Source organism: Cryobacterium sp. MDB2-A-1 (assembly GCF_004402675.1).
In the GTDB taxonomy this organism is placed as follows: Bacteria; Actinomycetota; Actinomycetes; order Actinomycetales; family Microbacteriaceae; genus Cryobacterium; species Cryobacterium glucosi.
This window is the reverse complement of the sequence record NZ_SOFK01000032.1, coordinates 25,084-50,750: the sequence shown is the minus strand read 5'-3', so window position 1 is coordinate 50,750 and position 25,667 is coordinate 25,084. Positions and strand designations below refer to the sequence as shown.

Sequence of the window (25,667 nt, the reverse complement as noted above, 5' to 3'; positions counted from 1 at the left end):
CGTTATCGGAGCGATCAGGTCTGGGCAACGGATGTCGAGCAGGCCCGCCGGGGAGCTTACCTGGCGGTGAGGATCAGCGCCGGTGCTACCGGGGCCTTGGTCGCCTCGACCTGAAGGCCCACCCAGACGCTCTGCCCCGCGGGAATGGTGCTCGCCCAACCCGCTCCGGTGCACGTGATCGAGGTCCTGACCTTGACCGTGCACGTCATCCCCCACGCGTTGGTCACCGCAGTCACGGTCGGATCGGACCACGTCACGCTCCAGGCTTTGGCACCGGTCGCACTCTTCACCTGGAAGTCGGCGACGTAGCCGGCGCCCCACGCGCTCTGCAGGTTCCACGTCGTGGTGATCGAGGCCGTGCCGGGGACGGGAGTCGGAGTGGCGGTCGGAGTCGGGGTCGGAGTAGCGGTCGGCTTCGCAGTCGCCGTCGGCGTCGGCGTCGCAGTCGGAGTAGCGGTCGGCTTCGGAGTCGGTGTCGGAGTCGGAGTAGCCGTCGGAGTCGGAGTAGCGGTCGGCGTCGGCGTCGCAGTCGGCGGAACGACGATCGGAGTCCCTGCACCGAGCAGCGGCGTGAGGGCCGTGAGCTTTGCCGCCTCCGGGGTGACCCAGTCGTCCTTGACGATGCCGCCGGTGTCGCCGCTGTTCGGGTTGAACGACCAGTACGCGAAGCTCATGCCATTGCTCGAGAGGTACGGTACGAGCTTGGCAAGCCATTTCTGGTCGGATTCGGTCGCAAGCTTCGTACCGAACTCGCCGAGCAGCACCGGTGCGATCCCGGTCTTGCTGATGTAGCCCCAGTTCTGGTCCCAGACGGTGGCGAGGTTGTCCGGGTAGTTGGCCGCGCTGAACCACTTCTGCGCGTAGACCGTCGCCGGGTAGTCGTGCGGCGAGTACACCACCTGGTTCACGACGGAGAGGATGACAGGCTTGCCCTTGACACCGCTCAGGCCGCCACCCCACCAGGTGGATCCGCCGGTGGCCTGGTTCTCGATGCCCTCGACGAGGATCAGCAGCCGGGGGTTCACGGCGAGCACGGCGTTCCCACCGCGGGTCGCGGCCGCCTGCCAGTCGATCGCGGGGTTACCGCAGCCCCAGCATGCCTGCCCGTGCGGTTCGTTGTGCAGGTCGAAGCCGATCACGGTCGGATCATTCTTATACCGGGTGGCGAGTGCCTGCCAGTCGCTGATCCACTTGGCTTCACTGTATTGCGCCGTGTACCAGAGCTCCGATTGGGCTCCGGAATCCGGACGGTGCCGGTCGAGGATGACATTGAGTCCGGCGACCTTCGCCCGGGCGATGACCGTGTCCATCAGCCGCTGCGGGGTCAGTCCCGCGAGGGTCGGATTCACCGCGTAGTTGATCGAATTGCTGGGGGCCCCGCCGAGGCACTCATTCGAGAACGGCAGCCGCAGGGTGTTGAATCCGAGCGACTTGATCTGCGCGAGGCCGGCGTCGAGGCCGATCGTCCAGAGTCCGTGCGGGGCGCAGTTGCTCGTCTCCATTCCGAACCAGGAGATGGCCTTGACGACATACGTCTGGTTGGCGGAGTTCTGGATCGTGCCACCCGCGGTGTGCAGCCAGCCGGACGGCGCACTGACGGAGGATGCCGCGAATGCCGCCGGCTGCGGAGCCGCCGTCACGAGGCCGCCCGTCAGGAGCAGGGCGGCAGCCACGAATGCTACCAGGCGTCCGGTGGCGCCTCCGCGCCGCGGTCGTACCGACGCCGTTGGGGAAATCTGCCTCGTGGCATAGCTGTCGCGAGCACTCATGCTGGTCCCCCAGTATTCCGCGGACGTGGTTCCCGATGGCCACCCCTCGGGGCGGCAAGATCGTCCGTTAGCCCCATCGTAGGGGTTCCCGTGTTTCGGCACGGTAACAAGCTGCGCCGGGCACAGAAAACGGGCCCCGCGACTACCGCGAGGCCCGTTCGATACTGCCGGATCGGATCAGGCGACGGCCGGAACCGCGGTCTTCTTCGAAGCGTGCGGCGTGAGGACGAAGATCGCCCAGCCGAACAGGCCGACGAGGATGCCGAGGCCCATGGCGAAGAAGGAGACGCCGAAGGCGACGATCGAGGTGAAGAGCGAGGCGCGCAGCAGCGACGCGGTCATGACCGTCGGGCGGACCTTGTCGTCCTGGGCGAGCTCGGCGTACGTCTTGCCGCCCGAGGCCTCCATGGCGTGGTGGTTAATGATGTTCGCCTGCGCGAGGGCGGAGAGGGGGTTGTCGACGGTCGTTCCGGCGAGGAACGATGCGTCGGCCGCGACAGTAATCTTCTCGCCGGCCAGCTGGCTGCTGACGGTGCCCCAGACGACGCCGCCGACGAGGAGCATAACGAGGCCGCCGATAATGCCGAGGAGGCCGATAATCCGAAGAATACGCGCCTGGCCGGAACCGGCGATCAGGGGCTGGGCAGCCGTTGTCGTAGCGGTTGTCATGAGATACCTTTCCTGGTGTCGCGCCTGTCGTGACACTCGTGTTACCCCCCAGTCTGCCAGTAATGAAAGCGCATTCATCACATTTTCTCTGCCGATTGCAACATTGGTGGTAAACGTTTGCACGGTGGCGGAGGAAAGGCGCGGCATCCGTTGGATGCCGCGCCTTTCCCAGCGTCTGAACGCCGGTTTCGCCTAGAAAACGGTCAGGCCCCTCGCGCGGAATTGCTCCCGCACGCGCTCCTGCAGATCGTTGTCGGGGGGCGTCACCCCGTGCAGCGGGTACGGGATCTCGAGCCGGTCCCACTTGTCCTCGCCCATCTGGTGGAACGGGAGCACTTCGACGCGCTCGACGTTCGGCCAGCGGGAAATGATTTCCGCGACGGCGTCGACGTTGTCGACGGCATCGGTCAGTCCGGGGACGAGCACGAAGCGGGCCCAGACGGGGATTCCCTTTTCCGCGAGGCGATCGCCGAAATCGAGTGTCGGCTGGAGCTCACGCCCGGTGACCTCTTTGTACGTGTCGTGAAGACCGGACTTGACGTCCAGAAGCACGAGGTCGAGGTTGTCGAGCAGCGTCTCTGACGCGCTCTTCCCGAGGAACCCCGAGGTGTCCAGGGTGGTGTGGATGCCGAGCTTGTGGCATTCCTCGAAGATGCGCTCCACGAAGGCCGGCTGCATGAGCGGCTCACCGCCGGAGATGGTGAGGCCTCCCCCGGTTGCGTCGAAGACGCCCTTGTAGCGCTTGAGGCGCGTGACCAGGTCGTCGAGGGTGGTGATCAACCCGTCGCGCATCTTCCAGGTGTCCGGGTTGTGGCAGTACTGGCAACGCAACAGGCACCCGGACAGGAACAGGGTCATCCGCGTTCCGGGACCGTCCACGGCCGTGACGAGTTCCCAGGAATGGACGCTCGCCACCGAGCCGTTGTGAATCGCGGCCATCTCGAGGTGATGGAGTTCGGCAAGTTCAGCTTGTTCGGTGCTGGGAGTCTTGCCGTCCTCCAGCGCGACGAGTGCGATGGCGGGGCCGACGCTGGGTAGGCCGAGGTTTATTGCGGGCATTGTCTCGTCCTACTCAGCGTCGCCGCCATCTGTTATCGGTGGATATTAGTGCTGGTGAATCTTCGGTGCTGGTGAATCCTTAGCGCTGGTGAATCCTTAGCGCTGGTGGAACGTACGGCTGATGACGTCCATCTGCTGTTCGCGCGTGAGGCGCACGAAGTTGACCGCGTAGCCGGAGACGCGAATCGTCAGCTGCGGGTAGTTCTCCGGGTGCAGCATGGCGTCTTCAAGGGTTTCCTTGTTGAGCACGTTGACGTTGATGTGGTAGCCGGTGGCTTCCGTGTACGCGTCAATGAGTCCGACGAGGCTCGTGATCTGCTCGTCCTTGGTGTGACCGAGGCCACTGGGGACGACCGTGTTCGTGAGCGAGATGCCGTCCTGCGCCTGGCTGAACGGCAGCTTGGCGACGCTGAGCGCCGACGCGAGCATGCCGTGCGTGTCGCGGCCGTTCATCGGGTTTGCACCCGGAGCGAACGGCTCACCCTTGCGACGGCCATCGGGCGTGTTGCCGGTTGCCTTGCCGTAGACCACGTTGGACGTGATCGTCAGGATCGACTGGGTGTGGATCGCGTTGCGGTAGGTCGGGTGCTTGCGGATCATGTTCATGAAGCGTTCCATGACGTCGATCGCAATGGAGTCGACCTTGTCGTCGTCGTTACCGAACTTGGGGAATTCGCCCTCGATCGTGTAGTCGATGACGAGTCCGTTGTCGTCGCGGACCGGACGCACCTTGGCGTACTTGATCGCGGACAGGGAGTCGGCGACAACGCTCAGGCCGGCGATGCCACAGGCCATCGTGCGAACGATTTCCTTGTCGTGGAGAGCCATTTCGAGACGCTCGTACGCGTACTTGTCGTGCATGTAGTGGATGCAGTTCAGCGCGGTGACGTAGGTCTCGGCAAGCCACTCGAGCGTGACGAGGTAGTTCGCGAAGACGGTGTCATAGTCGAGGATCGTGTCCAGGTTCGGCGCGGTCGCCGGGGCGACCTGCTTGCCGGAAACCTCGTCCTTGCCGCCGTTGATCGAGTAGAGCAGCGCCTTGACGGCGTTGACGCGAGCACCGAAGAACTGCATCTGCTTGCCGACGCGCATCGGGGAGACGCAGCAGGCGATCGCAGCGTCGTCACCGAGCTCGGCGCGGATGAGGTCGTCGGACTCGTACTGGATCGCCGACGTGTCGATGGAAACCTGGGCGCAGAAGCGCTTGAATCCATCGGGAAGGCCGTCGTTCCAGAGAACGGTGAGGTTCGGCTCCGGTGCTGCGCCGATGTTGTACAACGTCTGGAGGAAACGGAACGCCGTCTTGGTGACGAGCGGGCGACCGTCTTCGCCGATGCCGCCGAGGGACTCGGTGACCCAGGTCGGGTCGCCGGCGAAGATCTCGTCGTATTCCGGGGTACGCAGGAAGCGCACGATGCGGAGCTTGATGACGAGGTCGTCGATGAGCTCCTGGGCGCCCTCTTCGGTGATGGTGCCGTCGGCGAGGTCGCGCTCGATGTACGCGTCGAGGAAGGCCGAGTTACGGCCGAACGACATTGCAGCGCCGTTCTGTTCCTTGACGGCACCGAGGTACGCGAAGTACAGCCACTGGACGGCTTCCTGGGCGGTCTGGGCCGGCTTGGAGATGTCGGAGCCGTAGGACGCGGCCATCTGGACGAGTTCCTTGAGGGCCCGGATCTGCTCCGAGTTTTCCTCGCGGGCGCGGATGATGTCCTCGGTCGAGGGCTCCATGTCGAGCTCGGCGCGGTCGTTCTTCTTGCCGGCGATCAGTGCGTCGACGCCGTAGAGGGCGACACGACGGTAGTCGCCGATGATACGGCCACGGCCGTAGGCATCCGGAAGACCGGTGATCAGGTGGCTGTTGCGGGCACGACGCACACCGGGAGGGTAGACGTCGAACACGGCAGTGTTGTGGGTCTTGCGGTAGTCGGTGAAGATCTTCTCGAGTTCGGGAGAGACGGGGTAGCCGTAGGTCTCGAGGGAGTTGACGACCATGCGCCATCCACCGAACGGCATGATCGCGCGCTTGAGCGGCGCATCCGTCTGGAGGCCGACGATGACTTCATTGTCCTTGTCGATGTAGCCCGGCTTGTGGGCTGTAATGGAGGACGGCGTGAAGGCGTCGATGTCGTAGACGCCCTTACGACGTTCCTCGGGGAACATCGCGGACAACTTGGCCCAGACTCCCGTGGTGCGGGCAGTCGGCCCGGCCAGGAAGGACGCGTCGCCGATATACGGCGTGTAATTGCGCTGAATGAAATCGCGAAGGTTAATCGAATCCTGCCACGGCCCGGAAACGAATTCCGCCTTGCCGTGCTGCATCGAAGTGTCGCCGCTGAGGACGCCCTCTGTAATTGTCATGTGGACTACTCTCCTCGTGGGATTGAGCTTTCCCGCCGCGGAAGATCCCGCGCTCGGGGTAGTGAGCGGGGGGACACGAGGCGCCAGACGTGCACCGATGCACCGTGGTCCGCTCTCTTTTTCCAACACTACTCCCCGGCAAGGGCCGGTCGGGGGGTTCTTCCGCCGCGTCTCTCGCCCGCGCGTTTAAAAGGACTCGCCTAGCACAGCCAAACCCCGGTAATCCACTGCGGGGAGTGACGATCCTGAGAATTCTCAAACCTGGCGGCTAGAGCTTCTTTCCGGGGTTCAGCAGGCTGGCGGGGTCGAAAGCGAGCTTGACGCGGCGCTGCAGCTCCCGCACGGCGAGGCCGAGTTCGTCGTCGAGGTGCGCCTGCTTGAGCAGGCCGATCCCGTGTTCCCCCGACGCGGACCCACCCAGCGTGACGGCGAGCTGGATCACCCGTTTGAACGCGCGGTGGGCGGCATCGACCTCCGCGGGCAGGTCGGGGTTGAAGCCGATCACCGGGTGCAGGTTCCCGTCGCCGAGGTGCCCTCCGGTGCTGATCGGAATCAAGAGTTCGCTGGAAATCTCCTGAAGGCCGGAGAGGAGCGCCTGCAGCTGCGACCGCGGAACGGTCACGTCCTCGTTGAGGCTCGCACCGCGCGCGGCCTGCAGGGCCGGCTGGAGGAGGCGTCTCGCGCTCATCAGCTGGTCGAGGTGCGCGGCGTCGTGCGCGATGACGATCTCGCCCGCTCCCCCGGCCTCGAGGATGCGCGCGTATTCTGCGACGTCGTCGTCGGCCTGCCCCGCGGCATCCGACTGCACGAGGAGAAGTGCTGCAGCACCCTCCGGGAGCGTGGACGCGGGGTCGAAGGCGTTGATCGCGGTGATGCAGGATCCGTCGAGGAATTCGAGCACGCTCGGACGCCGGTTGTTCGTGACGATCAGTGCGGCGGCGGCGAGGGCCTCCGCGGTGGTCGAGAACGTCGCGGACACGCCGGAGGCCGAGGCAGGGGCAGGCAGCAGCCCGACCGTGATCTCGGTGATGATCCCGAGGGTGCCCTCCGACCCGACGAGGAGCGCCGTCAGGTTGTACCCGGCGACACCCTTGATGGTGCGCTGCCCCGTGTGCACGATGGAGCCGTCCGCGAGGACGACCGTGAGGCGGCGCACGAAGTTACCCGTCACGCCGTACTTGACGCACAGCATCCCGCCGGCGTTGGTGGCCACGTTGCCGCCGATCGTCGAGCCCTTCCACGAGCCGGGGTCCGGCGGGTAGAAGAGGCCGGCGGTCGCGGCGGCCCTGGCCAGGGCGTATGTGCGCACGCCGGCCTCGACCGTCGCGGTCTGGTCTGCCTTGTCGACGGAGACGATCCGGTTCATCCGGGTGAGGTTCACGACAATGGCTCCGGTGATCGCGTTCGCACCGCCGGCGAGTCCGGTGCGGGCACCCTGCGGCACGAGCGCAATGCCGTTGGCCGCTGCGAGGGTGACGACCGCCGCAACCTCGGCGGTGCTTTTGGGGAACACGACGGCGAGGGGCTCCCCCGCAGCGGTGCCGTCCGACTGGTCCGTGAGATACGCATCGGTCGCCTGTCCGGTCACGAGCTGCGCGGGCGGCAGTATCGTGGCGAGTTCGTCGAGGATCGTCTGCGGGGAAAGCGTTTCAGTCACGGGGGCCTCTGGGTCAGAGTGGACGAGCCGGCACCGGGCGAAAGGCCTGCGGCCCGGCGGTGGGTGTGCCTCAATCGGGGCGTTTGCCCAGTATATGAGGCGGTATATTCCGCAGCCGACTTGTAGTTATTGATGTATCTATGGCTAGGCTGGGGGTATGCCGAACGAATCAGCCTCCCTCATGCCGGCCGGGGCCTCCGCCGTCGAGCGGGCATACACGCACGTCGCGGACCTGATCATCTCGGGGTCCCTCCCTGCGAGCTCCTTCCTGACCGAGGGGGAGATCGCCGGAGCCCTCTCACTCAGCCGCACACCGGTGCGCGAAGCCTTCCTCGCGCTCGAGGCCCGCGGGCTGATCCGGCTCTTCCCGAAGAAGGGCGCCGTCGTCACCGCGCTCGACGAGGCGGAGACCGCCGAGTTGCTCCAGGTGCGCATCATGCTCGAGACGACCGCCGTCCGGCTCCTGGGCGAATGCGAGGGCGGGACAGGCGCGGTGGACACCGACCTCGCCGCCCTGATCGAGATCCAGGCGGATGCCGCTGCGAGCGGTGACCTGCTCACCTTCGCCAGGGCAGACCACCGCTTCCACTCCCGGATCGTGGACGAGAACCGCAACCGGGTGATCGACGGTTTCTACGCCCAGCTCGGCCCGAGGCTCGAACGCCTCACCCACCGGGTCGCTTCCCGGGACCCCCGCAACCTCGAACGCCTTCTCGCCGAGCACCGCACCCTGGCCGGTCACGTGTCCAGCGGAGACACCGCAGCGTACGACCGTGCCCTCCGCGAACATGTCGAGGCCGGGCATTTCTCCACCAGGGTCGCCTGACCGCCACGGTCCCCTGACCACCACCACCACCGTCCATCCCCGATCGCGTTCCGAAAGTCCGATGATTCCCCGTACCATTCCCGCCTGGCTCCGCGCAGCACCCGCCATCTTCGTCATGGCCTGGGGCGGCAACCACTTCACCCCGCTGCTGCACATGTACGAGGCGCTCGGCCACTACACGACCGTGATGGCGGATGTCTTCCTCGGGGCGTACGTCGTCGGCCTGATTCCCGGGCTCCTCCTCGCCGGGGCGCTCTCGGACCGGTATGGACGCAAGCCCCTAGCGATCGCGGGCGTGATCACGGGACTCGTGGCCAGCATCCTTCTCGGTTTCGGTTTCTCGAGCACGGTCATGCTGTGCCTCGGCCGCTTCCTGGCCGGGCTGAGCGTGGGCGTTGCGATGTCGGTCGGAACGGCGTGGCTCAAGGAACTCTCCGCCGCGCCGTTCGACAAGCGCGCTGACACGGTGGCAGGCGCCCGGCGCCCGGCACTGACCCTCACCCTCGGCTTCGGACTCGGTGCCGGCGTCGCCGGCGCACTCGCCCAGTGGGGCCCGATGCCGACGCTCGCCCCCTACCTCGTCCACATCGTGCTGAGCCTTGCCGTACTGCCCCTGCTCGTCACGACGCCGGAGACCGTGCCGCGCTATCGGGCGCACCGCCCGTTCTGGCGTGACCTTGCGGTTCCTCTCGCCGGGCATCGCCGCTTCCTGCGCGTCATCGCGCCCTCAGCGCCCTGGGTCTTCGGCGCGGCCGGGATCGCGTACGCGATCATGCCGAAGCTCGTCGACACCCAGCTCGGCGAGTTCAACCTCGCATACGCGACCCTGCTCACGGTCGTCACCCTCGGTACGGGGGCCCTGGTCCAGCCGCAGGTCGCCCGGATCAACACACGCACCAACGGGCGAGCGCTCGTCGTCGGCATGGGCATGATGCTCGTCGGCATCCTGCTCTCCATCTGCGCCGCGGCGACCCTGTCCCCGATCGTCGCCCTCGTCACGGCGATCGTGCTCGGCGCCGCGTACGGCGTGTGCGTCGTCGCGGGCCTCGTCGAGGTGCAGCGCATCTCCACCCCTGCCGACCTCGCCGGCATCACGGGCGTGTACTACAGCCTCACCTACCTCGGGTTCCTGCTGCCGGTCCTCTTCGCGGCGCTCAACGCCGTCGCGAGCTACACCCTGCTGATGTCCCTGCTCGGTGTCGTCTGCGCGGCGTCCCTCGCCGTCGTGGCCTGGGGCATCCGCCGCGTCTAGCCCCGCCCGGGTAAAGGGGCGCTGAGGTACGGCGTGAGGACGGCGCGCAGGTAGCGCGTCCCGCCGGTGGAATCTGCAGTGGAATCCGAAGGCCCTCCGGTGTCCGCCCCGTCGAGCTCCTCGAAGGCGAACCAGGACTCGGCGAGAATCCAGAGCGCCCGCACGAGGTCATCGAGCTCCCGATCGCCGAGCGGGCGGATCTCGCCGTGTTCACGCCAGCCCCTGGCGATCTCGCTGAACCTGACGAGGCGCCGGGCGCGCACGAGCCGGTAGTGTTCGGCGAGCACCGGGTCCGCGTGCAGCAGGCCGAAGAGGTCGCGGGCCAGGAACGCGTACTGCCGCGTCAGCGCGACACCGGCACCGAGGCGGTCGAGTACCTGCTCGGGGTCCAGGCGTTCAGGCCCGTCCCCTCCCCCGGCAGCGGATGCCTCCCAGAGAGATTCATAGGCCGTCACGCGCTGGGCATGCAGCTCGCGCACGATCTCGTCCTTGCCGCCGAACCAGTAGTACAGGTTGCCCGGGCTGATTCCGGCGGCCGCCGCGATCGCGTTGGTGGTCACGGCGGCGGTGCCGCGTTCGTTGAAGAGGCCGAGGGCGACGAAGAGGATCCTGGCCCTGGTCTCCCCCGCCGTCACCGTGGTCGGGACCCGGCTCACGAAAGCACGACTTCCCGCGCGGGGCGTCGAGGGCTCGGCAGGGCCGAGCCGGTCGGATGTCCGATCCGGAAGGTCATGATCGCGTGGCGGCCGGCGGGCAGGAGCGCGGCCAGCGCGTCGCCGAAGTCCGGGTTGAGGCCCGTCGAGCGTTCCCTGTCGATCCGTTCCGGAAGCTGGCAGAGCGGTTGGGCGCTCACCCCGTCGACCGTCATGCTCAGGTGCAGGCGCTGCCAGGCCCTGCCGACGGCGAGACGCTCGCCGGTGTCGAGCGGGTCGCGCACGACGAGCGCTCCGAAGGCCGCGGCCGTGGGGACCTGGCTGTCCCTGGTGCCGGCGAGCCAGCCCGCGTTGTTCTGGGCCGTCGAAACGGGAATGACCTTCGAAACGGCCCTGATGAATTCCGACTGCCCGGACGGGTCGATCGTGATGCCGTCTTTCTTCGACTGGATCTCGTGCCAGTCGGTGCGGTACCAGGCGGCGTCGTCCGCCACCTGTTGCGGGTCTGCGATGATCGCCTCGGTCGCGCGGACGGTCAGGGCACCGAACGCATTCTTCTCCGCGGGGGCCGAGAACCAGACGAGTTCGGCGACGGTCTCGTCGATGAGTCCGCTGAGCCGTGCCAGCTCCGCGGCGCTCACGGGCCGCGTGAGGTCATAGGAGTTGCGGTCGGTGTGTCGGGATGCGATCGCGGTGAACAGCGGTGAGACGGATGCCTCCGCCGCCTGAAGGTCGATCCGTGCGACGTGTGTGGGGTCCGCGGGGTCCGGCAGCAGGGTGACGGCGGCCTTCTTCCCGTTCGCGGGTGCCGCGACGACGATGTTCTCGATCGCGCACCCGAGCGAGACGTCCATCTCCCGGAGCAGCGGGTCCATCGTCCCGAGGTTCCTGGTCGTGTCAGCGAAGACGTCGATCCGGTTGTCGGCGACCCTGAACTGCCAGGGCTGGGCGTTGTGCGCGTTCGCTGCGAGCACGGCGGCCCGAACGAGGCCGAGGGCGTCATGCGCCTCCGGGCCGGCCTGCGCCCATGCGGCGAATGCCTCGCCTGTCCCGCTCGCGAACACGCCACCGTCGACCGCGCGCCAGGTGAGGCCTGCGGCGCCGGCGATCGCGATCGTCCCCAGGCCGATGCCGGCGACCTTGAGGAACGAACGCCGGGACGACGTCCGCCCCTTCTTGTCGTACCGGCCTTTCGGCTCGTGCCGGTCGTTCCTGTCGTGCTGCTCGTTCCGGTCGTTCCTGGGTGTCCTGTCGGGCGTCATACTCCCATTAGAGTCTTTACTCTAATGTTTGTCGAGCCCGGCGGTCATCAGGCGAGCCCGGCAGTCAGGCGAGTTCGGTGAGTCGTCCGGCCTTGATGTGCAGGCGGCGCTGGGCGCGCCTGGCGACGGCACTGTCGTGCGTGACCACGATCAGGGTGAGGCCCTGTGCCCGCCAGAGCCCCTCGAGCAGGTCCATGATCTCGTCCCTGGTCTCCTCGTCGAGGTTGCCGGTCGGCTCGTCGGCGAGGAGCACGGTCGGGTCCTTGACGAGTGCCCTCGCGATCGCGACCCGCTGTTGCTGGCCGCCCGAGAGTTCGGCGGGAAGGTGGCCGAGGCGGTCCCCGAGGCCGACGGCCTCGAGGGCGGCCGCCGAGCGCTCCCGGCGCGCGGCGTTCGTCCCGCCGAGCGGCGCGAGCGCCGTCTCGACATTCTCCTGGGCGGTCAGCGTCGGGATCAGGTTGAAGCCCTGGAACACGAAGCCGATCTCGGTGGCGCGGATGCGACCGAGCTGGGAGTCCCCGAGGCTCGACAGGTTCGAACTGCCGAGGTGCTCCGTCTCGAGCACCACGGATCCGGAACTCGGGCGGTCAAGTGCCCCGAGCATCTGCAGGAGGGTCGACTTGCCGCCACCGGTCGGCCCCTGGATCGCGACCATCTGGCCATCGGGGATCGAAACGGTGACGTCCTGCAGCGCGGTCACCGAGCGCTTGCCCTGGTCATACTTTTTGGTGACATTCGTCAGCTGGTACATGGTCTGGTTCCTTCTGGAAGCTGAAAGTGAGAATCGGAGCGAATCGAATCGGGTGACGCAGGCAGTGCTACGCGATGCTGCGCAGGGCTTCCGCCGGCCGGAGCCGGGAGGCTCGCCACCCCCCGATCACTCCGGCGAGCAGGCCGCCGAGAACGGCGAGTCCGACCGCGATCAGGATCACGGATACCGTGACGGGCGCCGTCAGGACGATGTTCGACTGGGTGGCCGCCTGGGTTGCGGCACCGAATCCGCCACCGCCAGGGCCGAAGCCTGCGCCTCCCGCACCTCCCGCGCCGCCGGCGGCCCCGGCCCCGCGGCCCACCGCCTGCACGGCCGTCGAGGCCCCTGCGGTCAACGTCGGGGCGATGATGTTGATCACGAGGATCCCGGCGAGCCCGACGGCGATCCCGACGACGCCGCCGATCAGGCCCTGCACGAGCGATTCGCCGCCGACCTGGCGCACGATCCGGCCGTTGGACCACCCGATCGCCTTGAGCGTTCCGAACTCACGGGTGCGCCGGGTGACCCCGGAGATCGTGAAGAGGATCGCGATCAGGAACGCCGCTGCGAGGACGATCAGGGAGAGCCACAACCCGAGGTTGGAGACGAGGCTCGATGCGCTCGCGAGCGACCCGGATACGCTCGACGCGAGGTCCGCCTGGGTCTTGACGGTCGCTGCGGGCAGTGCGGTCCTGATGTCCGCCTGGACCTGGTTGATGTCCGTCGACGACGCCGCCTGCACGTAGATGTTGGAGACCTGGCCCGGCAGGGCCGCGAGGGACTGGGCGACGTCGAGCGGAATGTAGACATTGGCCGCGGTCGCGCTGTCCGAGGTCGCCGCGGAGACCAGCCCGACGATGCTGAAGTCGGTGCCCGCGATAGCGACGGTGCCGCCGACGGCGAGGGAGGCGGTCGTCGCGTAGCTCGCGTCGAGGACGGCGACGTTCGCACCGGCATCCGTGCTCGCGAGCGAGCGCCCGGCTGTGAGCGTCACGGCGGAGAGCGGGCCGACGGCTGCGTCGGCCGGGTTCAGCCCGAGCACGGTGAAGGAGTCGACGCTGAACGAGCTGCCGCCCGCACCGTCGGGGCCACCCGTCGGCGGCGTCTCAGCGCTCTGGCCTGACGGAGCGCCCTGGCCGGTCGATGGCCGGGTGGCGCCCTGGCTGCGGGTCGGGAGGGCGCCGCTGAAGGTGGAGTTGCTCAGCAGGAGCGTCGCAGCGGCCGCACTGACGTTCGGAACCGCGCGCACCGAGTCGAGACCGGTCGAGGCGAAGGTCTCCGTCCCGCGTTCAGCCGTGAGCCTGCTGCGGCTGATCGTCGTGGTTCCGTCCGCTGCGGCACCGTCCGCCGAACCGAAGTCGAAGCGTTGGGGCGCGCCGTTTCCGGTGCCCGGCGTCGCGGCGGCAGCAGGGGCCTGGCTCACGGTGATGTCGGTGCCGACGCCGTACACGGACTCGAGAACGGATGCCTGGGCGAGCTGGACTCCGCTCGACACCGAGTTGACGATGATGACCAGCGCGATGGCGAGGGCCATGCCGATCGCGACGATGGCGGTCTGCTTGCGACGGCCCGCGAGTTCCCGACGCAGGTAGGTATAGAACATGAGTCTCCGGTTCCGGGGACTCTCCGTGGGGCCCACCGGGATCGAAGTTATGGATCAGGGCTTTCCGGACGCTATCACTTTCCTGTGAATACGCCGTCAAATGACAGTTCTGCCCCATGAACATCGGCTGGGCACTGGTGTTTCCAAGCTGATCAGGATGTCTGCGGGCCACACTCTGCCGCTGGCGTACGCTGGCGGCATGACTGGGAATGGCCTCGGATCCGCAGTGCCCGAAGATGTGAGCTCCTGGGCCGCCCGCCAGCGCTGGTTCGCGGACACGGGCCGCCCGGTGGCGCTGGCGCGCGTGGGCGGCTGGTCGCTGCCCTCCGGCGAGCCGGGGGTGCTGATCCGCACCGACTGCGTCGTCGACGCCGGCGACCCTCGCCGGACGGTCTACCAGCTTCCCGTGACCGAGCGGGAGGTGGCTCTCCCTGGCGGCGAGGCGGCCCTCATCACGACCCTTACCGGAGCGGACGGGCGGCGAAAGTTCGTCTATGACGCTCCGGCGGATCCGGCCTATGCGCGGGCGCTGCTCCTGTTGATCCTGCGTCGCGGCACGTCAGGCCCTGGTGCAGACGGATGCTCGGTCGCGGAAGGCGAGACCCTTCCCAACGGCCTCGCCGGCGGTGTACCCGGAGGTGTACCCGGCGACGGAGTCGCGCCGGAGGGTGTCGAGCCGACCGTCGTGTCGAGTCACGTGCTCCGGGGAGAGCAGTCCAACACCTCGATCATCTACGAACTCGCGGGTCCTGACGGTCGCGCACTCACTCCCGTGATCTGCAAGGTCTTCCGGGCGCTCCACCACGGCGACAACCCCGACGTCACCGTGCAGTCCGCACTCGCCCGCGCCGGCTCGCACTTCGTTCCCCTTCCCGTCGGTTGCATCGTCGGGGACTGGGCGGACCCCCGCGCGCCTGGCGGCACCGCGCGCGGCCACCTCGCTTTCGCCCAGGAGTTCCTGCCCGGCGTCGAAGACGCCTGGCGGGTGGTACTCGGTGCGGCACGGAGAAACGAGGACTTCACTGCGCGGGCGCGGAGCCTCGGCGTCGCGACCGCGGCAGTCCACGCCGACCTCGCTGACGCGATGCCGACGGCGGAGCCGACCGCTGAGGTCGTCGGCACGGTCCTCGACGGCCTGCGCGCCCGCGCCCGGCGCGCGATCGCGGAGGTGCCTGCACTCGACCGGTACGCCCCGGCGATCGAGGCGGTGTTCGCCGCAGCGGCCGAGGTGTCCTGGCCGAGGCTGCAGCGCATCCACGGGGACCTGCACCTCGGCCAGGTGCTGCTCGTTCCGGGCAGGGGCTGGGTGCTCGTCGATTTCGAGGGCGAACCGCTCACTCCTCTCGAGGACCGGACCCGTGTCGACGTGCCCTGGCGGGATGTCGCCGGGATGCTGAGGTCGTTCTCCTACGCGGCCGGAACCGTGGCGCGGGAAGCTCCCGAGCGGACCGGTGTCGTCACCGGGTGGGCACAGGCCTGCCGTCGGGCGTTCCTTGCCGGGTACAGCGAACGTTCCGGCAGGAGCCTCGGAGAGCAACGCCCGCTGCTCGGCGCCTTCGAACTCGACAAGGCTCTCTACGAGGTCGTCTACGAAAAACTCAATCGGCCCGACTGGCTGCCGATCCCCCTCGCAGCGATCGACGCCCTGCTCGCCCCCGTTCCCGTCCCCGCCGCCGTTCGCGAAAGCGGGTGAGTCGTCGGTATGCCGAGCTCAGTACGACGTTTCACCCGCTTTCGCGGGCGCGCGGATCAGCTCTTCGACGAACGCTTGAGCTCGGGGAACTGGTCGTCGCGCCATTCCTCCGGAAGCCGGAGCTGCTGCTCTGCGGCATCGTTCTCGCGCGCCCGCAGCTCGACCCTGCGGATCTTGCCTGAGCTCGTCTTGGGCAGTTCGAAGAACTCGATACGCCGCACCCGCATGTACGGCGGCAACCCGTTGCGGGCGTGACGCAGCACGGCGAGAGCAGTCGCGCTGTCGGGTGCCCAGCCGGCCGCGAGGTGGATATACGCCTTGGCGATGTTGAGTCGGGTGTCGTCGGGGGCGGGGACGACCGCGGCCTCGGCGACGGCGGGGTGTTCGAGCAGCACGCTTTCGACCTCGAACGGGGAGACCTTGTAATCGGAGGACTTGAAGATGTCATCCGTGCGGCCGATGAAGGTGATGTAGCCGTTGTCGTCCCGGGTGGCGACGTCGCCCGTGTGGAAGTAGCCATCCCGGAGCGCAGCCTGGGTCCTGACCGGGTCGCCGTGGTACCGGGCCATGAGGTTGACGGCGGGCTCGGCGAGGTCGAGGCAGATCTCGCCCTCGTCTGCGACGCCTCCCGTGATCGGATCGACGAGGGTGATCGCGACGCCGGGCAGGGGCAGGCCCATGGACCCGGCCTTGAGGACGGACCCCGGCACGTTGCCGACGATGGCCGTCGTCTCGGTCTGGCCGTACCCATCGCGGATCGTGAGCCCCCAGGCACGCTGGATCTGGCTGATCACCTCGGGGTTGAGCGGTTCACCCGCCGAGAGGATCTCGCGGAGGCCGACCGGCTTCTCGCCCACATCGGACTGGATCAGCATCCGCCACACCGTCGGCGGCGCACAGAACGTCGTGACCTTGGCGCGGTGCAGCTGGGCCGTGAGCGCCTGCGGGTCGAACCGGCCGTAGTTGTAGACGAAGACGGTGGCCTCAGCGATCCAGGGCGAGAAGAAGCTGCTCCAGGCGTGCTTGCCCCAGCCCGGTGAGCTGATGGCGAGGTGCACGTCGCCGGGACGAAGCCCGAGCCAGTACATCGTGGAGAGATGGCCCACGGGGTACGAGGTCTGGGTGTGCACGACCATCTTGGGCTTGCTCGTGGTCCCCGAGGTGAAGTAGATGAGCGACGGGTCGTCCGAACCGACGGCCACGGGAACGGGCGCCGTGGAAAGCAGGGCGGCGTCGGCGTAGTGAGCCCAGCCGGGAACCGTGCCGCCGACGCAGATGCGCCGGAAATCGCCGTCGATCTCCGCGAACTTGGCGGCGTCACCCGCATTCGCGATGACGCAGTCCACCTCGCCGCGCTGCACGCGGTCGGCGAGGTCGCCGGCGGCGAGCACGGTCGATGTCGGGAGGATCACGGCGCCGATCTTCATGATGCCGAGCATGAGCTCCCAGAGTTCGACCTGGTTGCCGAGCATGAGCATCACGTGATCGCCCTTGCCGACGCCCTGCTGGGTGAGCCACGCCGCGACCTGGTTGGAGCGTGCGGACATCTCCGCGAAAGTGACCTTCAGCTCACGGCCGTCCTCCTCGACGATCCACAGGGCGATGTTGTCGTTGCCGGCCGCGATCACGTCGAACCAGTCGACGGCCCAGTTGAATGACGCGCCGACATCCGGCCAGCGGAATTCCGCGGCGGCACGGGCGTGGCCGTCCCAGAGGCGCAGCAGCTGATCGCGGGCGGCACGAAAATTGGAGGTACTCGTCGGAAAAGTCACTTCTCCATCATCCTCACTCATAAATGCCTGTAACTGCATGCATCCGGAAAACACGTCGCGGCGCGTTCCGGGGGCAACCCACACCCGGATGTGGTTAACCACATGGGTCGCCCCATCCGGGTGACAGGGCCAGCGGTCCCCTCCGGCCTCGGGTAGCTTCGTGCACGTCAACACCGACAGTCTCGACGTGGCGTCTCCGGTTCCAGTGTGGGACGTTCGATTTCACCCCGGGGGCACAGATGGTTACGTTCTTCGTCATTTTCATTCTTGTTGTGGGAATCAACACCTTGCTCTGGACCACGGTCGGTCTCATCCGTGCCGTGGTCGAGAGCAGCCGCCGCCGGTCGCCCGATCGATCGCAGGACCCGCTGATCTCCGCGGACGAGGTCGCGGTCCTGGTCGCCGCCCACGACGAAGAACAAGTGATCGCCGCGACGATCGGTTCCGCAACCGGCCAGGTGCCCGTTGGACACGTCTTCGTCGTTTCGGACGCCTCAGCAGACCGGACCGCGGACCTCGCGAGAGCCAGCGGAGCGAACGTGCTCGAACTCGAGTCGAATCATGGAAAGGCCGGCGCGCTCGTCGCGGCAATCGACCATTTCGAACTGGCACGCCGGTTCCCGGTCGTGGTGCTCCTCGATGCGGACACGGTGCTGGCCCCCGACTACCTGCTGACCGGCCTGCCGTGCTTCCAGGATCCGGGGGTCGTCGCGGTTGCAGCGTGTGCGTCGACGATCGCTGATCCTCCCCCCGCGACGATGATGGGCCGATTCCTGGTCGCATACCGGGAACGTTTCTACGTCAGGGTGCAGTACCTGCTCAAATACGGTCAGGCCGCCAGGCTCGCGAACGTGATCTCCATCGTTCCCGGTTTCGCGAGCATGTATCGCAGCCGGGTCCTCGGAAGCATCGACATCGATCCTCCCGGGCTCGCGATCGAGGACTTCAACATGACGTTCGAAGTGCACGCGCGCAAGCTCGGCCGGATCGCATTCCACCCCTCGATCGCGAGGGCCTCGACCCAGGATCCGGACAACCTGCACGATTACACCCGGCAGCTCCGGCGTTGGACCCTGGGGTTCTGGCAGACGCTGCGCCGCCACGGATTCCGGCTCGGCTGGTTCTGGGGTGCGCTGGCGCTCCACGTGTTCGAGCTCGTGACGAGCAGTGTGATGATGCTGCTGTTCCTGCCGCTGCTCGTCGTATCGGTCGGCGCGGTCATCTGGGAGGCGACGTCGACGGACCCGTCCGGCATCGCCACGCGGCTGACGGACGCGATTCCGCCGACCCTGATCCTGCTCGGCGTGCTCGTGCCCGATTACCTGTTGACCGTGCTCGTCGTCGCCGTCACCCGCCGGCCGAGTTATCTGCTGCTCGGGTTCGCCTTCCCACTCGTACGTGTGGTCGACGCGGCGATCTGCCTGGCGACCCTTCCCCAGGCATTCCTGACGCCGTCGAGCGGACGCTGGAGGAGTCCAGAACGCCGAGTCACCGTGGCGCCCGTGGCTCCCGCGCTGCAGGAGAAGCCGGTGCCGCCGGAGACGTCAGCTCGTGAAGAGATGTCGGTGCCCGAAGAGACGTCAGTTCCGCGGAACCGGCCGCTCGTACCCGACAAAGCGAAAGCGGATGCCGGTCCTCGAGACCATCCATTCCGAGGCGTGGGCACGCGTCCACTCCCCGTCAACCGCGGGGGCCCTCGTGTCGCCGGGCACGGCGAGGTCCAGCTCGGTGACCTCGAGTCGTGAGGCGCGGGCCAGGGCTTCGCGGTAGACCTCGCCTCCGCCGATCACCCAGATCGTCGTGGCCGGATCTGTGGCCGAGTCGTCCGCAGCGAGGGCATCGTCCACGGACCCGGCGCGTTCGGCTCCGGCAGCGGCCCAGTCGGCGTCCCTAGTGACGACGATGTTCCGTCGCCCGGGGAGCGGCCGGAATCGTTCGGGGAGGGAATCCCACGTGCGACGACCCATCACGACCGTCGCGGCATCCGTCACGGCCTTGAAATGCGCGAGGTCTTCGGGAAGGTGCCAGGGTATCGAACCGGCGCTGCCGATGATCCCGTCGTGCGCCTGCGCCCAGACCAGTGCGATCACGGGAGTGTGACGGGCGGGATCAGACGGCAACGGGTGCCTTGATCGCGGGGTGGTGCTGGTAGCCGACGACCTCGAGGTCCTCGTACCCGTAGTCGAAGATGCTCGCGCGTTCGCCCGTGATGCGGAGCGTCGGGAGCGGATACGGGGCACGGGTCAGCTGCTCCGTGACCTGGTCACGATGGTTGTCGTAGATGTGGCAGTCCCCGCCGGTCCAGATGAAGTCGCCGACCTCGAGGCCGGCCTGGGCGGCGACGAGGTGGGTCAGCAGCGCATAACTCGCGATGTTGAAGGGGACGCCGAGGAAGAGGTCGGCGCTGCGCTGGTAGAGCTGGCAGGACAGGCGGCCGTCGGCGACGTAGAACTGGAAGAGCGCGTGGCACGGTGCGAGGGCCATCGACGGGATGTCCGCGACGTTCCAGGCCGACACGATCATGCGACGCGAATCCGGGTCTGTCTTCAGGGTCTCGATCACCTGGGCGATCTGATCGATGTGACCACCGTCGGGGGTGGGCCAGGAGCGCCATTGCACTCCGTAGACGGGACCGAGTTCTCCGGTTTCCGATGCCCACTCGTCCCAGATGCTGACGCCGTGTTCCCGGAGCCATCCGACGTTGCTCTCGCCGCGCAGGAACCACAGGAGTTCGTAGGCGATCGACTTGAAGTGCACGCGCTTCGTCGTGATGAGCGGGAAGCCCTCACGAAGGTCGAAGCGGAGCTGGGCGCCGAAGATGCTCGTGGTTCCGGTCCCGGTCCGGTCGGCTTTGGCGGTGCCCGTCGCCAGGGTGTGGCGAAGCAGGTCTTCATACGGGGTCGCGAGTGAGGTTGGCATTCGTAGCAGTTTATTTGGTGGCGCAGCTTATTCGGTGCCGAAGCGCCGCACGAAGGCACGCATCAGGTTCGCCGGTTGCGTCACCGTGGCCGCCGCGATGCTCGCGATGACTCCGGTCCAGGCATCCGGCTTGACATATCCGTTGTCGCGGTAGATCCGGAGGCGGGTGAGGATGCTCGCATTGGTGAGCTCCGGGTGGAACTGGGTCGCGTAGACGTTCCGTCCGACCCGGAAGGCCTGGACCGGGCAATCCTCTCCGGTGGCGAGGAGTACGGCGCCGGGCGGGAGGACCGTGCATGCCTCCTTGTGTCCGACGAAGGCCTCGAAGTCGGGCTCGAGGATACCGAACAGGGGGTCGGCGGCTCCCTCCTGCGTCAGCCGCACTCTCGTCGGGCCGGCGTCCTCCGGCCACGTTCCGTCGACGACACCCCCGCCGTGTGTCGTCAGCAGCCCGATGCCGTAACAGGCTCCGAGAAAGGGAAAATCACGGGCGACGACGAGGTCGAGGAGCGACTGGAGTTCCCGCTCGACCCGGAGCTGGACGGCGGACTTCGTCGCCGCGGGGTCGCTGGCGTTGAAGGGGCTGCCACCGACGATGATGCCGGAGTAGTCGTCCAGCCGGATCGGCGGCAGTGGCGCCGCCTCGAGCCTGACCCGGTGCAGGTCCTCCGGGGTGAGGCCGCCGGCGCTCAGGAAACCCTCGTACTCGTCGTCGGCGGCTTCGTCCTCCGGACGGCTGGCCAAGAGCAGGTAGGGCTTCACGCCGCCATGATACGCGGTGCGGCGCCCATTCCGGTGCGCGCTTCCCGATCAGTACAGGAATGACCTCGCGAAGGTGTTCACATCGATGTTGACGCCGTTGAAGACCCGTTCAAAATGCTGCTGAACACCGACTCGGAGATTCCCGGACGCGTTCCAGCCACCGAACGGAATCGGTGCAGGCGAGAGGAGATCGACGGGGTCGTCAGGGAGGCCGGCCACGGCAGTCGAGCCCGGCTGGACGGGCACGGCATCCCAGAGGGCGACGTCCGAGAACTCCGTCGTTCCCGCGCCCATGATGTCGTCCCACATCCGCGCGCCGGTGTAGACGACGGGGCGCACTCCGGTGGATTGGACGCCCGTGATCATGGCGCGGGTGAGCGGCGGGCCGCCCGTTTCGATGTCGAGGGCGAAGAACTGGAGCCGGATGCGGAAGGAGCCCGTCGCCGCGATCCCCTCCCGCCAGCAGCGCGGATCCCTGGTGTACGCGGCGATCGCGAGACCGGCGTCGATGGCCATCGCGAGCTGCGCCTGGGTGCGGGCGAGAGGCGTGCACGTGCCGAACTCGGTGGAGCTGAGGATGTAGAGCCGGAACCCGGCTTCGTATGCCTGCACGAACCAGGCAGGATCGGAAATCGGATTGTCCGAATCCAGCGCCCTGATCGCCGGTGACGGTTGGGCCCGCGACGATTGGGCCGGTACGGTCGGCACCGGAGTGGGGGCCGCGGTCGGGGAAACCGCTGGGATGCCGGACGGGGCGGATGCCGCCGGGTCCGGTCGGATCGCACCTGCTACCTGGATGGCCGCGAGGGGAAGGCCCACTGCAAGGATCACCAGCAGCGCGGCCCCGAAAATGGGCGGCGCAACCGGCCCCTTTCCCGGGTGTCTCGTGACGGAAAGCCTGCGCATTCGCTCAGTGTGCACCGGCATCGCGGTGAAGAAAAGGGACCCACCGGGGACTCGTCCAGACTGTCGGACGTGCCCTCGGACCCCGATGGATGTCTGGGGGGCGTACAGTGAGGCAGCACCGCTCAGTCTCAGGTTCCAATGTCGCCCTGATGAAACGGCTGCCGCCGGGGATTCCTTTCCCCAAGCTCTTGATCACATCACTGGGGGAATGGCTTTCATGCGCGACCTTGCACCAACCATTTACCGGCAGCGTCTTGTCATCGAGGCCTACCCCGCCGAACCGATCAGCGCAGTGCAGATCACGGACTACTTGTCAGGGCTTGCCCCGGTGCTCGACATGAAAGGCCTGATCGAACCGGTCACGCATCGCAGCGATCTGTACGGCTGGGCCGGGTGGACTCACTGGGAAACGTCGGGGGCGCATTTCTACGCGTGGGAACAACCGGTGCTCTTCTACAGTGTCGACATCTACACCTGCAAGCCGTTCGACCCCCTCGTGGCCGTCGAATACACCACGCGTTTCTTCGGCAGTGCCAGCGCCGAATACAAGGAGTTTTAGTGCCGACCCGCGACACCGATACCGTGATCGGCGCCGAGGTGTTCAGCCCCCGATACGACCTGAGCGATGCCGAGCTCGAGGACCTCACCGTGCGGCTGCTCGCCGCGCGCACGCGTGACCTCCCGGAGCACTACCGGCTGGTCGCGATCGAGGTCGACGGCCGGAGCCCGTTTTCGAACGTCGGCCGGCACGTGGAACGTGTTGTCTTCGAGGCGACGTTCGGCAACGATGCCGCGCAGATGACGGACGAGTACGGCGCGTACGAGGGCACGAGCACATTCTTCATCTCCATCGACAGGGACACCGGCACGCCGAGCGGGGTGCTGCGGATCATCGAGGATTCCCCGCATGGACTCAAGAGCCTCAACGATGCCGCCCAGGAACCGTTCAATCTGGAACTCGATGAGGCGTTCCGCTTTCACGCGATCACCGATCCGACCGAGATCTGGGACATCGGCACCGTCGCCGTCCTCCCCGACTACCGTCGCGGCGAAGCAGCGGTGAGCGTGCAGCTCTACCGCGCCATGTACCTCTCCGCGCTCGTGCACCGGATCAAGCACATTGTGTCCATCGTCGACGACCGCCCGCTGCGCAAGATGCGGGACTTTCTGGGCATCCCGTTCGTACCGCTCGCCGACACTCCCCCTGGTCCGTACCTCGGCTCGAAGAAGAGCCACGCCGTCTACGGGTACGTGCCGCACTTCCTGCCGAATGCGCGGGCGCACCGCGACACCATGCGCGGCCTCCTCGTCCGCAACGCCCTGCAGCGCCTTGTCGACGGCACGGAAGACGACTCGATCAGCCTCGACGTCCAGCCCGGCGCCTGAACGTCACTCGGGCGCTGTGCTGCCCGATCCGGAGATGTTGACCAGCCAGCTCACGCCGAACGGGTCCACGAGCATCCCGAAGCTGTCTCCCCACGGCGCCTTCGCAAGCGGCTGGAGTACGGTCCCGCCGGCAGACAGTTTTTCGAAGTAGCCGCTCAGTTCCGCCTCGTCGTCGCCGCTCAGCGAGACCGACATAGTGGTGCCCGGTGTCAGATCCATGCTGTTCGGTGTGTCCGCCGCCATCAGGACCATCCCGCCGTCCGTCGTCAAAGCGGAGTGCATGATCTTGTCGCCCTCCGCAGGATCCTCACTGGCGTGGAGCTCCGCGAAGGTACTGCGCGTGACCGTGCCGCCGAAGACCGACTCGTACAGGTCCATGGCCGCCCTGGCCGAATCACGGAACGAGAGATAGGGGTTGAGCGTTGTCATCTGAGACCTCCAGACCGGGGCGTGCCCGCCGTCGGGCCCGCGCTTCCGAGACATTATCGACCCCGGAACGGCAAAAGACGAGGCGGTGGATCCAGTCCTCGCACCTGTGAATGGTCCCGCGTGAGGCACTAGCCTTGCTGAATGGAACTCCGCCAGCTCGAACATTTCGCGATCGTCGCCGAGGAACGCCACTTCACCCGGGCCGCCGAGATCCTGCAGATCTCACAATCCGGTCTGTCGGCATCCGTTCGGGCGCTCGAAAGCGAGCTCGGGACGTCACTCTTCATCCGCAGCACCCGCAGCGTCGAACTCTCGGTCGCCGGACAGGCCTTCCTGGTCGAGGCGTTGCGCACGCTCGCGAGCGCCACCGCGGCCCAGAACGCCGTTGCGGCCGTGCGCGGCCTCATGCTGGGGAGCCTGACCGTCGGCGCCGAGCCGTGCCTGGGCTCGGTGGACCTTCCGGGAGAGCTCGCCCGCTTCCGCATGACGCATCCAGGGGTCGACGTACGTCTCAGGCACGCCGGATCGCTCGAGCTCATCGAGGGCGTCGCGAACGGCCGCACGGACGTCGCCCTTGTCGTCTCGGTCGGCGACCAGACTCCCGGCGTCCGACTCAGTCCGCTCAGCACGCAGCGGCTCATCGTGCTCTGCCATCCCGATCACGCGTTCGCGGCCAGGGGCTCCGTCGACCTCGCATCCCTGCATGCCGAGTCACTCGTCGGGTTCCCCGCAGGCTGGGGCGCACACGTCCTCGCCCGCCGCGGTTTCGCCGCTGCCGGGTTCGATTACCGGGCCGCGCTCGAGGTCAACGACGTGCATCCGATGCTCGACCTCGTCGGTTACAACCTCGGTGTCGCGATCGTGCCGGAGAGTTTCGCAGCGAAGCGCCCTGACCTCCTGCGAGCCATTCAGATCGAGGATCCGATGCCGCCGTGGACGGCCGCGGTCGCCGTGGCGGACGAGCCCAGCCCGGCCGCCACGGCGTTCCTCACCCAGCTCGCGGGGATCAGCCCAGCTCGCGGGGATCAGCCCAGCAGCGCCAGTTCCTCAGGCGTGAGCGTGATGCCGGCAGCGTGAACCGAATCCCGGATGCTCTCCGGCCGCGAGGCGCCGGGGATCGGGATGACCACAGGGGACTTCGCGAGGTGCCAGGCCAGGCAGACGACCTGCGGGCTGACCCCGCGGTCTGCTGCTACCTGCTGGAACGGCGCGAAGCGTTCGCCGAGCCGGGACGCAGAGGAGATCCCACCGAGCGGGCTCCAGGGGATGAAGGCGATTCCGAGTTCGGTGCAGAGCTCGAGCTCTGGTTCGCTGCTGCGGAACGCAGGAGAGAACTGGTTCTGCACGCTCGCGAGGCGCCCGCCGAGCAGTTCGCGGGCGAGCCGGATCTGATCGACGTTCGCATTGGAGATGCCGGCGAGGCGGATCGTGCCGGCGTCGAGGAGCTCGACGAGCGCCCCGATGGAATCGGCGTACGGCACCGCCGGGTCCGGCCGGTGGAACTGATAGAGGCCGATCGCGTCGCCGCCGAGCCGCGCGAGTGAGGCCTCCGCGGCCTTCTTGAGGTATTCAGGGCGGCCGTCGACATACCAGGTGCCGTCACCGGGGCGCAGGTGCCCGCCCTTCGTCGCGACGAGCACGTCGCTGGTGTCCCCGCCCCACGACGCGATCGCTCCTGCGATGAGGGTTTCGTTGTGGCCGACCTCGTCGGCGTGCAGGTGGTACGCGTCCGCGGTGTCGAACAGGGTCACGCCCTCGTCGAGGGCCGCGTGGATCGTCGCGACGGACCTGGCCGCATCCGGTCGTCCTTCAATCGACATCGGCATTCCGCCGAGTCCGATCGCGCTCACGGTTCGGTCGGCGATCATTCGGGTTTGCATCATTCGGGTCGGCATGGCTTCCTTCGTTGAGCGGTTGACGGGGCTGGCGGTTCTGCAG

At 67.4% G+C, this 25,667-nt stretch carries 22 protein-coding genes and 1 pseudogene; 7 read left to right on the top strand and 16 right to left on the bottom strand.

Annotation, left to right across the window (positions count from 1 at the left end; genetic code table 11):
• Window positions 1-56: 56 nt before the first annotated feature.
• The 5 genes from E3O39_RS13510 to E3O39_RS13490 form a co-directional block, all read right to left on the bottom strand.
• Window positions 57-1,673, bottom strand: a complete 1,617-nt coding sequence (locus E3O39_RS13510; RefSeq protein WP_241985081.1) for a cellulase family glycosylhydrolase — start codon at window positions 1,671-1,673, stop codon at window positions 57-59.
• A gap of 273 nt (window positions 1,674-1,946) precedes the next feature.
• Complete coding sequence (locus tag E3O39_RS13505; protein ID WP_174774856.1) at window positions 1,947-2,438, bottom strand: aromatic ring-opening dioxygenase LigA; 492 nt, start codon at window positions 2,436-2,438, stop codon at window positions 1,947-1,949.
• Between the two features lie 192 nt (window positions 2,439-2,630).
• Entirely contained in the window at window positions 2,631-3,497 is an 867-nt protein-coding gene (pflA, locus tag E3O39_RS13500; RefSeq protein WP_134448868.1) for a pyruvate formate-lyase-activating protein, read from the bottom strand.
• A gap of 96 nt (window positions 3,498-3,593) precedes the next feature.
• Window positions 3,594-5,858 (bottom strand): formate C-acetyltransferase, encoded by a 2,265-nt coding sequence (pflB, locus tag E3O39_RS13495; RefSeq protein ID WP_134448867.1) that lies wholly within the window; start codon window positions 5,856-5,858, stop codon window positions 3,594-3,596.
• A gap of 268 nt (window positions 5,859-6,126) precedes the next feature.
• Complete coding sequence (locus tag E3O39_RS13490; protein WP_134448866.1) at window positions 6,127-7,515, bottom strand: FAD-binding oxidoreductase; 1,389 nt, start codon at window positions 7,513-7,515, stop codon at window positions 6,127-6,129.
• 157 nt (window positions 7,516-7,672) lie between these two features.
• Between E3O39_RS13490 and E3O39_RS13485 the strand changes: the two genes are divergently transcribed.
• Entirely contained in the window at window positions 7,673-8,341 is a 669-nt protein-coding gene (locus tag E3O39_RS13485) for a GntR family transcriptional regulator (RefSeq protein WP_134448865.1), read from the top strand.
• A 61-nt stretch (window positions 8,342-8,402) separates the two neighbouring features.
• Window positions 8,403-9,593: an MFS transporter gene (locus E3O39_RS13480; RefSeq protein WP_134448864.1), complete on the top strand. Its 1,191-nt coding sequence runs from the start codon at window positions 8,403-8,405 to the stop codon at window positions 9,591-9,593.
• On the opposite strand, the gene E3O39_RS19025 is transcribed toward E3O39_RS13480, so the two are convergent.
• From E3O39_RS19025 to E3O39_RS13465, 4 genes are all read right to left on the bottom strand, one after another.
• Entirely contained in the window at window positions 9,590-10,249 is a 660-nt protein-coding gene (locus E3O39_RS19025) for a TetR/AcrR family transcriptional regulator (protein WP_134560012.1), read from the bottom strand. The genes E3O39_RS13480 and E3O39_RS19025 overlap by 4 nt on opposite strands.
• A complete protein-coding gene (locus tag E3O39_RS19020) occupies window positions 10,246-11,508 on the bottom strand; it encodes a hypothetical protein (protein ID WP_166787355.1) in 1,263 nt (420 codons plus the stop codon). The genes E3O39_RS19025 and E3O39_RS19020 overlap by 4 nt, the downstream gene beginning before the upstream one ends.
• A 64-nt stretch (window positions 11,509-11,572) precedes the next feature.
• Entirely contained in the window at window positions 11,573-12,259 is a 687-nt protein-coding gene (locus E3O39_RS13470; RefSeq protein ID WP_134448862.1) for an ABC transporter ATP-binding protein, read from the bottom strand.
• Window positions 12,260-12,326: 67 nt separating this feature from the next.
• Window positions 12,327-13,862 (bottom strand): ABC transporter permease, encoded by a 1,536-nt coding sequence (locus E3O39_RS13465; protein ID WP_134448861.1) that lies wholly within the window; start codon window positions 13,860-13,862, stop codon window positions 12,327-12,329.
• A gap of 199 nt (window positions 13,863-14,061) precedes the next feature.
• Here E3O39_RS13465 and E3O39_RS13460 point away from each other — a divergent pair, with 199 nt between their 5' ends.
• A complete protein-coding gene (locus E3O39_RS13460) occupies window positions 14,062-15,555 on the top strand; it encodes a phosphotransferase (protein WP_166787354.1) in 1,494 nt (497 codons plus the stop codon).
• Window positions 15,556-15,611: 56 nt separating this feature from the next.
• On the opposite strand, the gene E3O39_RS13455 is transcribed toward E3O39_RS13460, so the two are convergent.
• A complete protein-coding gene (locus tag E3O39_RS13455) occupies window positions 15,612-17,327 on the bottom strand; it encodes an AMP-binding protein (RefSeq protein WP_241985080.1) in 1,716 nt (571 codons plus the stop codon).
• Between the two features lie 239 nt (window positions 17,328-17,566).
• On the opposite strand from E3O39_RS13455, the pseudogene E3O39_RS13450 reads away from it, so the two are divergent.
• Window positions 17,567-18,532, top strand: a pseudogene (locus E3O39_RS13450) (glycosyltransferase family 2 protein); the annotation flags it as partial.
• Between the two features lie 375 nt (window positions 18,533-18,907).
• On the opposite strand, the gene E3O39_RS13445 reads toward E3O39_RS13450, so the two are convergent.
• Genes E3O39_RS13445 through E3O39_RS13430 form a run of 4 tightly spaced genes read right to left on the bottom strand, consistent with a single transcriptional unit; the run spans window position 18,908 to window position 21,914 of the window.
• Window positions 18,908-19,447: a dihydrofolate reductase gene (locus tag E3O39_RS13445; RefSeq protein WP_277871718.1), complete on the bottom strand. Its 540-nt coding sequence runs from the start codon at window positions 19,445-19,447 to the stop codon at window positions 18,908-18,910.
• Window positions 19,437-20,246: a thymidylate synthase gene (locus E3O39_RS13440; protein ID WP_134448858.1), complete on the bottom strand. Its 810-nt coding sequence runs from the start codon at window positions 20,244-20,246 to the stop codon at window positions 19,437-19,439. The genes E3O39_RS13445 and E3O39_RS13440 overlap by 11 nt, the downstream gene beginning before the upstream one ends.
• A 27-nt stretch (window positions 20,247-20,273) precedes the next feature.
• Entirely contained in the window at window positions 20,274-21,008 is a 735-nt protein-coding gene (locus E3O39_RS13435) for a glutamine amidotransferase (protein ID WP_134448857.1), read from the bottom strand.
• A 48-nt stretch (window positions 21,009-21,056) separates the two neighbouring features.
• A complete protein-coding gene (locus E3O39_RS13430; protein WP_134448856.1) occupies window positions 21,057-21,914 on the bottom strand; it encodes a hypothetical protein in 858 nt (285 codons plus the stop codon).
• A gap of 217 nt (window positions 21,915-22,131) precedes the next feature.
• Between E3O39_RS13430 and E3O39_RS13425 the strand changes: the two genes are divergently transcribed.
• Together E3O39_RS13425 and E3O39_RS13420 are read left to right on the top strand one after the other, a co-directional pair.
• Window positions 22,132-22,473 carry an S-adenosylmethionine decarboxylase gene (locus E3O39_RS13425; RefSeq protein ID WP_198413440.1) on the top strand — a complete coding sequence of 114 codons (342 nt, stop codon included), beginning with the start codon at window positions 22,132-22,134 and terminating at the stop codon, window positions 22,471-22,473.
• Complete coding sequence (locus E3O39_RS13420; protein WP_134448854.1) at window positions 22,473-23,300, top strand: hypothetical protein; 828 nt, start codon at window positions 22,473-22,475, stop codon at window positions 23,298-23,300. Before E3O39_RS13425 ends, E3O39_RS13420 begins: the two co-directional genes overlap by 1 nt.
• A gap of 3 nt (window positions 23,301-23,303) precedes the next feature.
• On the opposite strand, the gene E3O39_RS13415 is transcribed toward E3O39_RS13420, so the two are convergent.
• Complete coding sequence (locus E3O39_RS13415) at window positions 23,304-23,729, bottom strand: VOC family protein (protein WP_134448853.1); 426 nt, start codon at window positions 23,727-23,729, stop codon at window positions 23,304-23,306.
• A 141-nt stretch (window positions 23,730-23,870) separates the two neighbouring features.
• Between E3O39_RS13415 and E3O39_RS13410 the strand changes: the two genes are divergently transcribed.
• Window positions 23,871-24,806 carry a LysR family transcriptional regulator gene (locus tag E3O39_RS13410; protein ID WP_134448852.1) on the top strand — a complete coding sequence of 312 codons (936 nt, stop codon included), beginning with the start codon at window positions 23,871-23,873 and terminating at the stop codon, window positions 24,804-24,806.
• Here the strand turns inward: E3O39_RS13410 and E3O39_RS13405 are convergent.
• Window positions 24,755-25,609 (bottom strand): aldo/keto reductase, encoded by an 855-nt coding sequence (locus E3O39_RS13405; protein ID WP_134448987.1) that lies wholly within the window; start codon window positions 25,607-25,609, stop codon window positions 24,755-24,757. The two genes, E3O39_RS13410 and E3O39_RS13405, sit on opposite strands and share 52 nt — an antisense overlap.
• Window positions 25,610-25,667: the final 58 nt, after the last annotated feature.

Bases quoted from the DNA above. Each gene is read 5' to 3' on its own strand.
- E3O39_RS13410 (WP_134448852.1), top strand. From the start codon at position 23,871: ATGGAACTCCGCCAGCTCGAACATTTCGCGATCGTCGCCGAGGAACGC.
- pflA (WP_134448868.1), bottom strand. From the start codon at position 3,497: ATGCCCGCAATAAACCTCGGCCTACCCAGCGTCGGCCCCGCCATCGCA.
- E3O39_RS13440 (WP_134448858.1), bottom strand. From the start codon at position 20,246: ATGCCAACCTCACTCGCGACCCCGTATGAAGACCTGCTTCGCCACACC.
- E3O39_RS13470 (WP_134448862.1), bottom strand. From the start codon at position 12,259: ATGTACCAGCTGACGAATGTCACCAAAAAGTATGACCAGGGCAAGCGC.
- E3O39_RS19020 (WP_166787355.1), bottom strand. From the start codon at position 11,508: ATGACGCCCGACAGGACACCCAGGAACGACCGGAACGAGCAGCACGAC.
- pflB (WP_134448867.1), bottom strand. From the start codon at position 5,858: ATGACAATTACAGAGGGCGTCCTCAGCGGCGACACTTCGATGCAGCAC.
- E3O39_RS13465 (WP_134448861.1), bottom strand. From the start codon at position 13,862: ATGTTCTATACCTACCTGCGTCGGGAACTCGCGGGCCGTCGCAAGCAG.
- E3O39_RS13460 (WP_166787354.1), top strand. From the start codon at position 14,062: ATGACTGGGAATGGCCTCGGATCCGCAGTGCCCGAAGATGTGAGCTCC.
- E3O39_RS13485 (WP_134448865.1), top strand. From the start codon at position 7,673: ATGCCGAACGAATCAGCCTCCCTCATGCCGGCCGGGGCCTCCGCCGTC.
- E3O39_RS13425 (WP_198413440.1), top strand. From the start codon at position 22,132: ATGCGCGACCTTGCACCAACCATTTACCGGCAGCGTCTTGTCATCGAG.
- E3O39_RS13480 (WP_134448864.1), top strand. From the start codon at position 8,403: ATGATTCCCCGTACCATTCCCGCCTGGCTCCGCGCAGCACCCGCCATC.
- E3O39_RS13415 (WP_134448853.1), bottom strand. From the start codon at position 23,729: ATGACAACGCTCAACCCCTATCTCTCGTTCCGTGATTCGGCCAGGGCG.
- E3O39_RS13405 (WP_134448987.1), bottom strand. From the start codon at position 25,609: ATGCAAACCCGAATGATCGCCGACCGAACCGTGAGCGCGATCGGACTC.
- E3O39_RS13505 (WP_174774856.1), bottom strand. From the start codon at position 2,438: ATGACAACCGCTACGACAACGGCTGCCCAGCCCCTGATCGCCGGTTCC.
- E3O39_RS13430 (WP_134448856.1), bottom strand. From the start codon at position 21,914: ATGCGCAGGCTTTCCGTCACGAGACACCCGGGAAAGGGGCCGGTTGCG.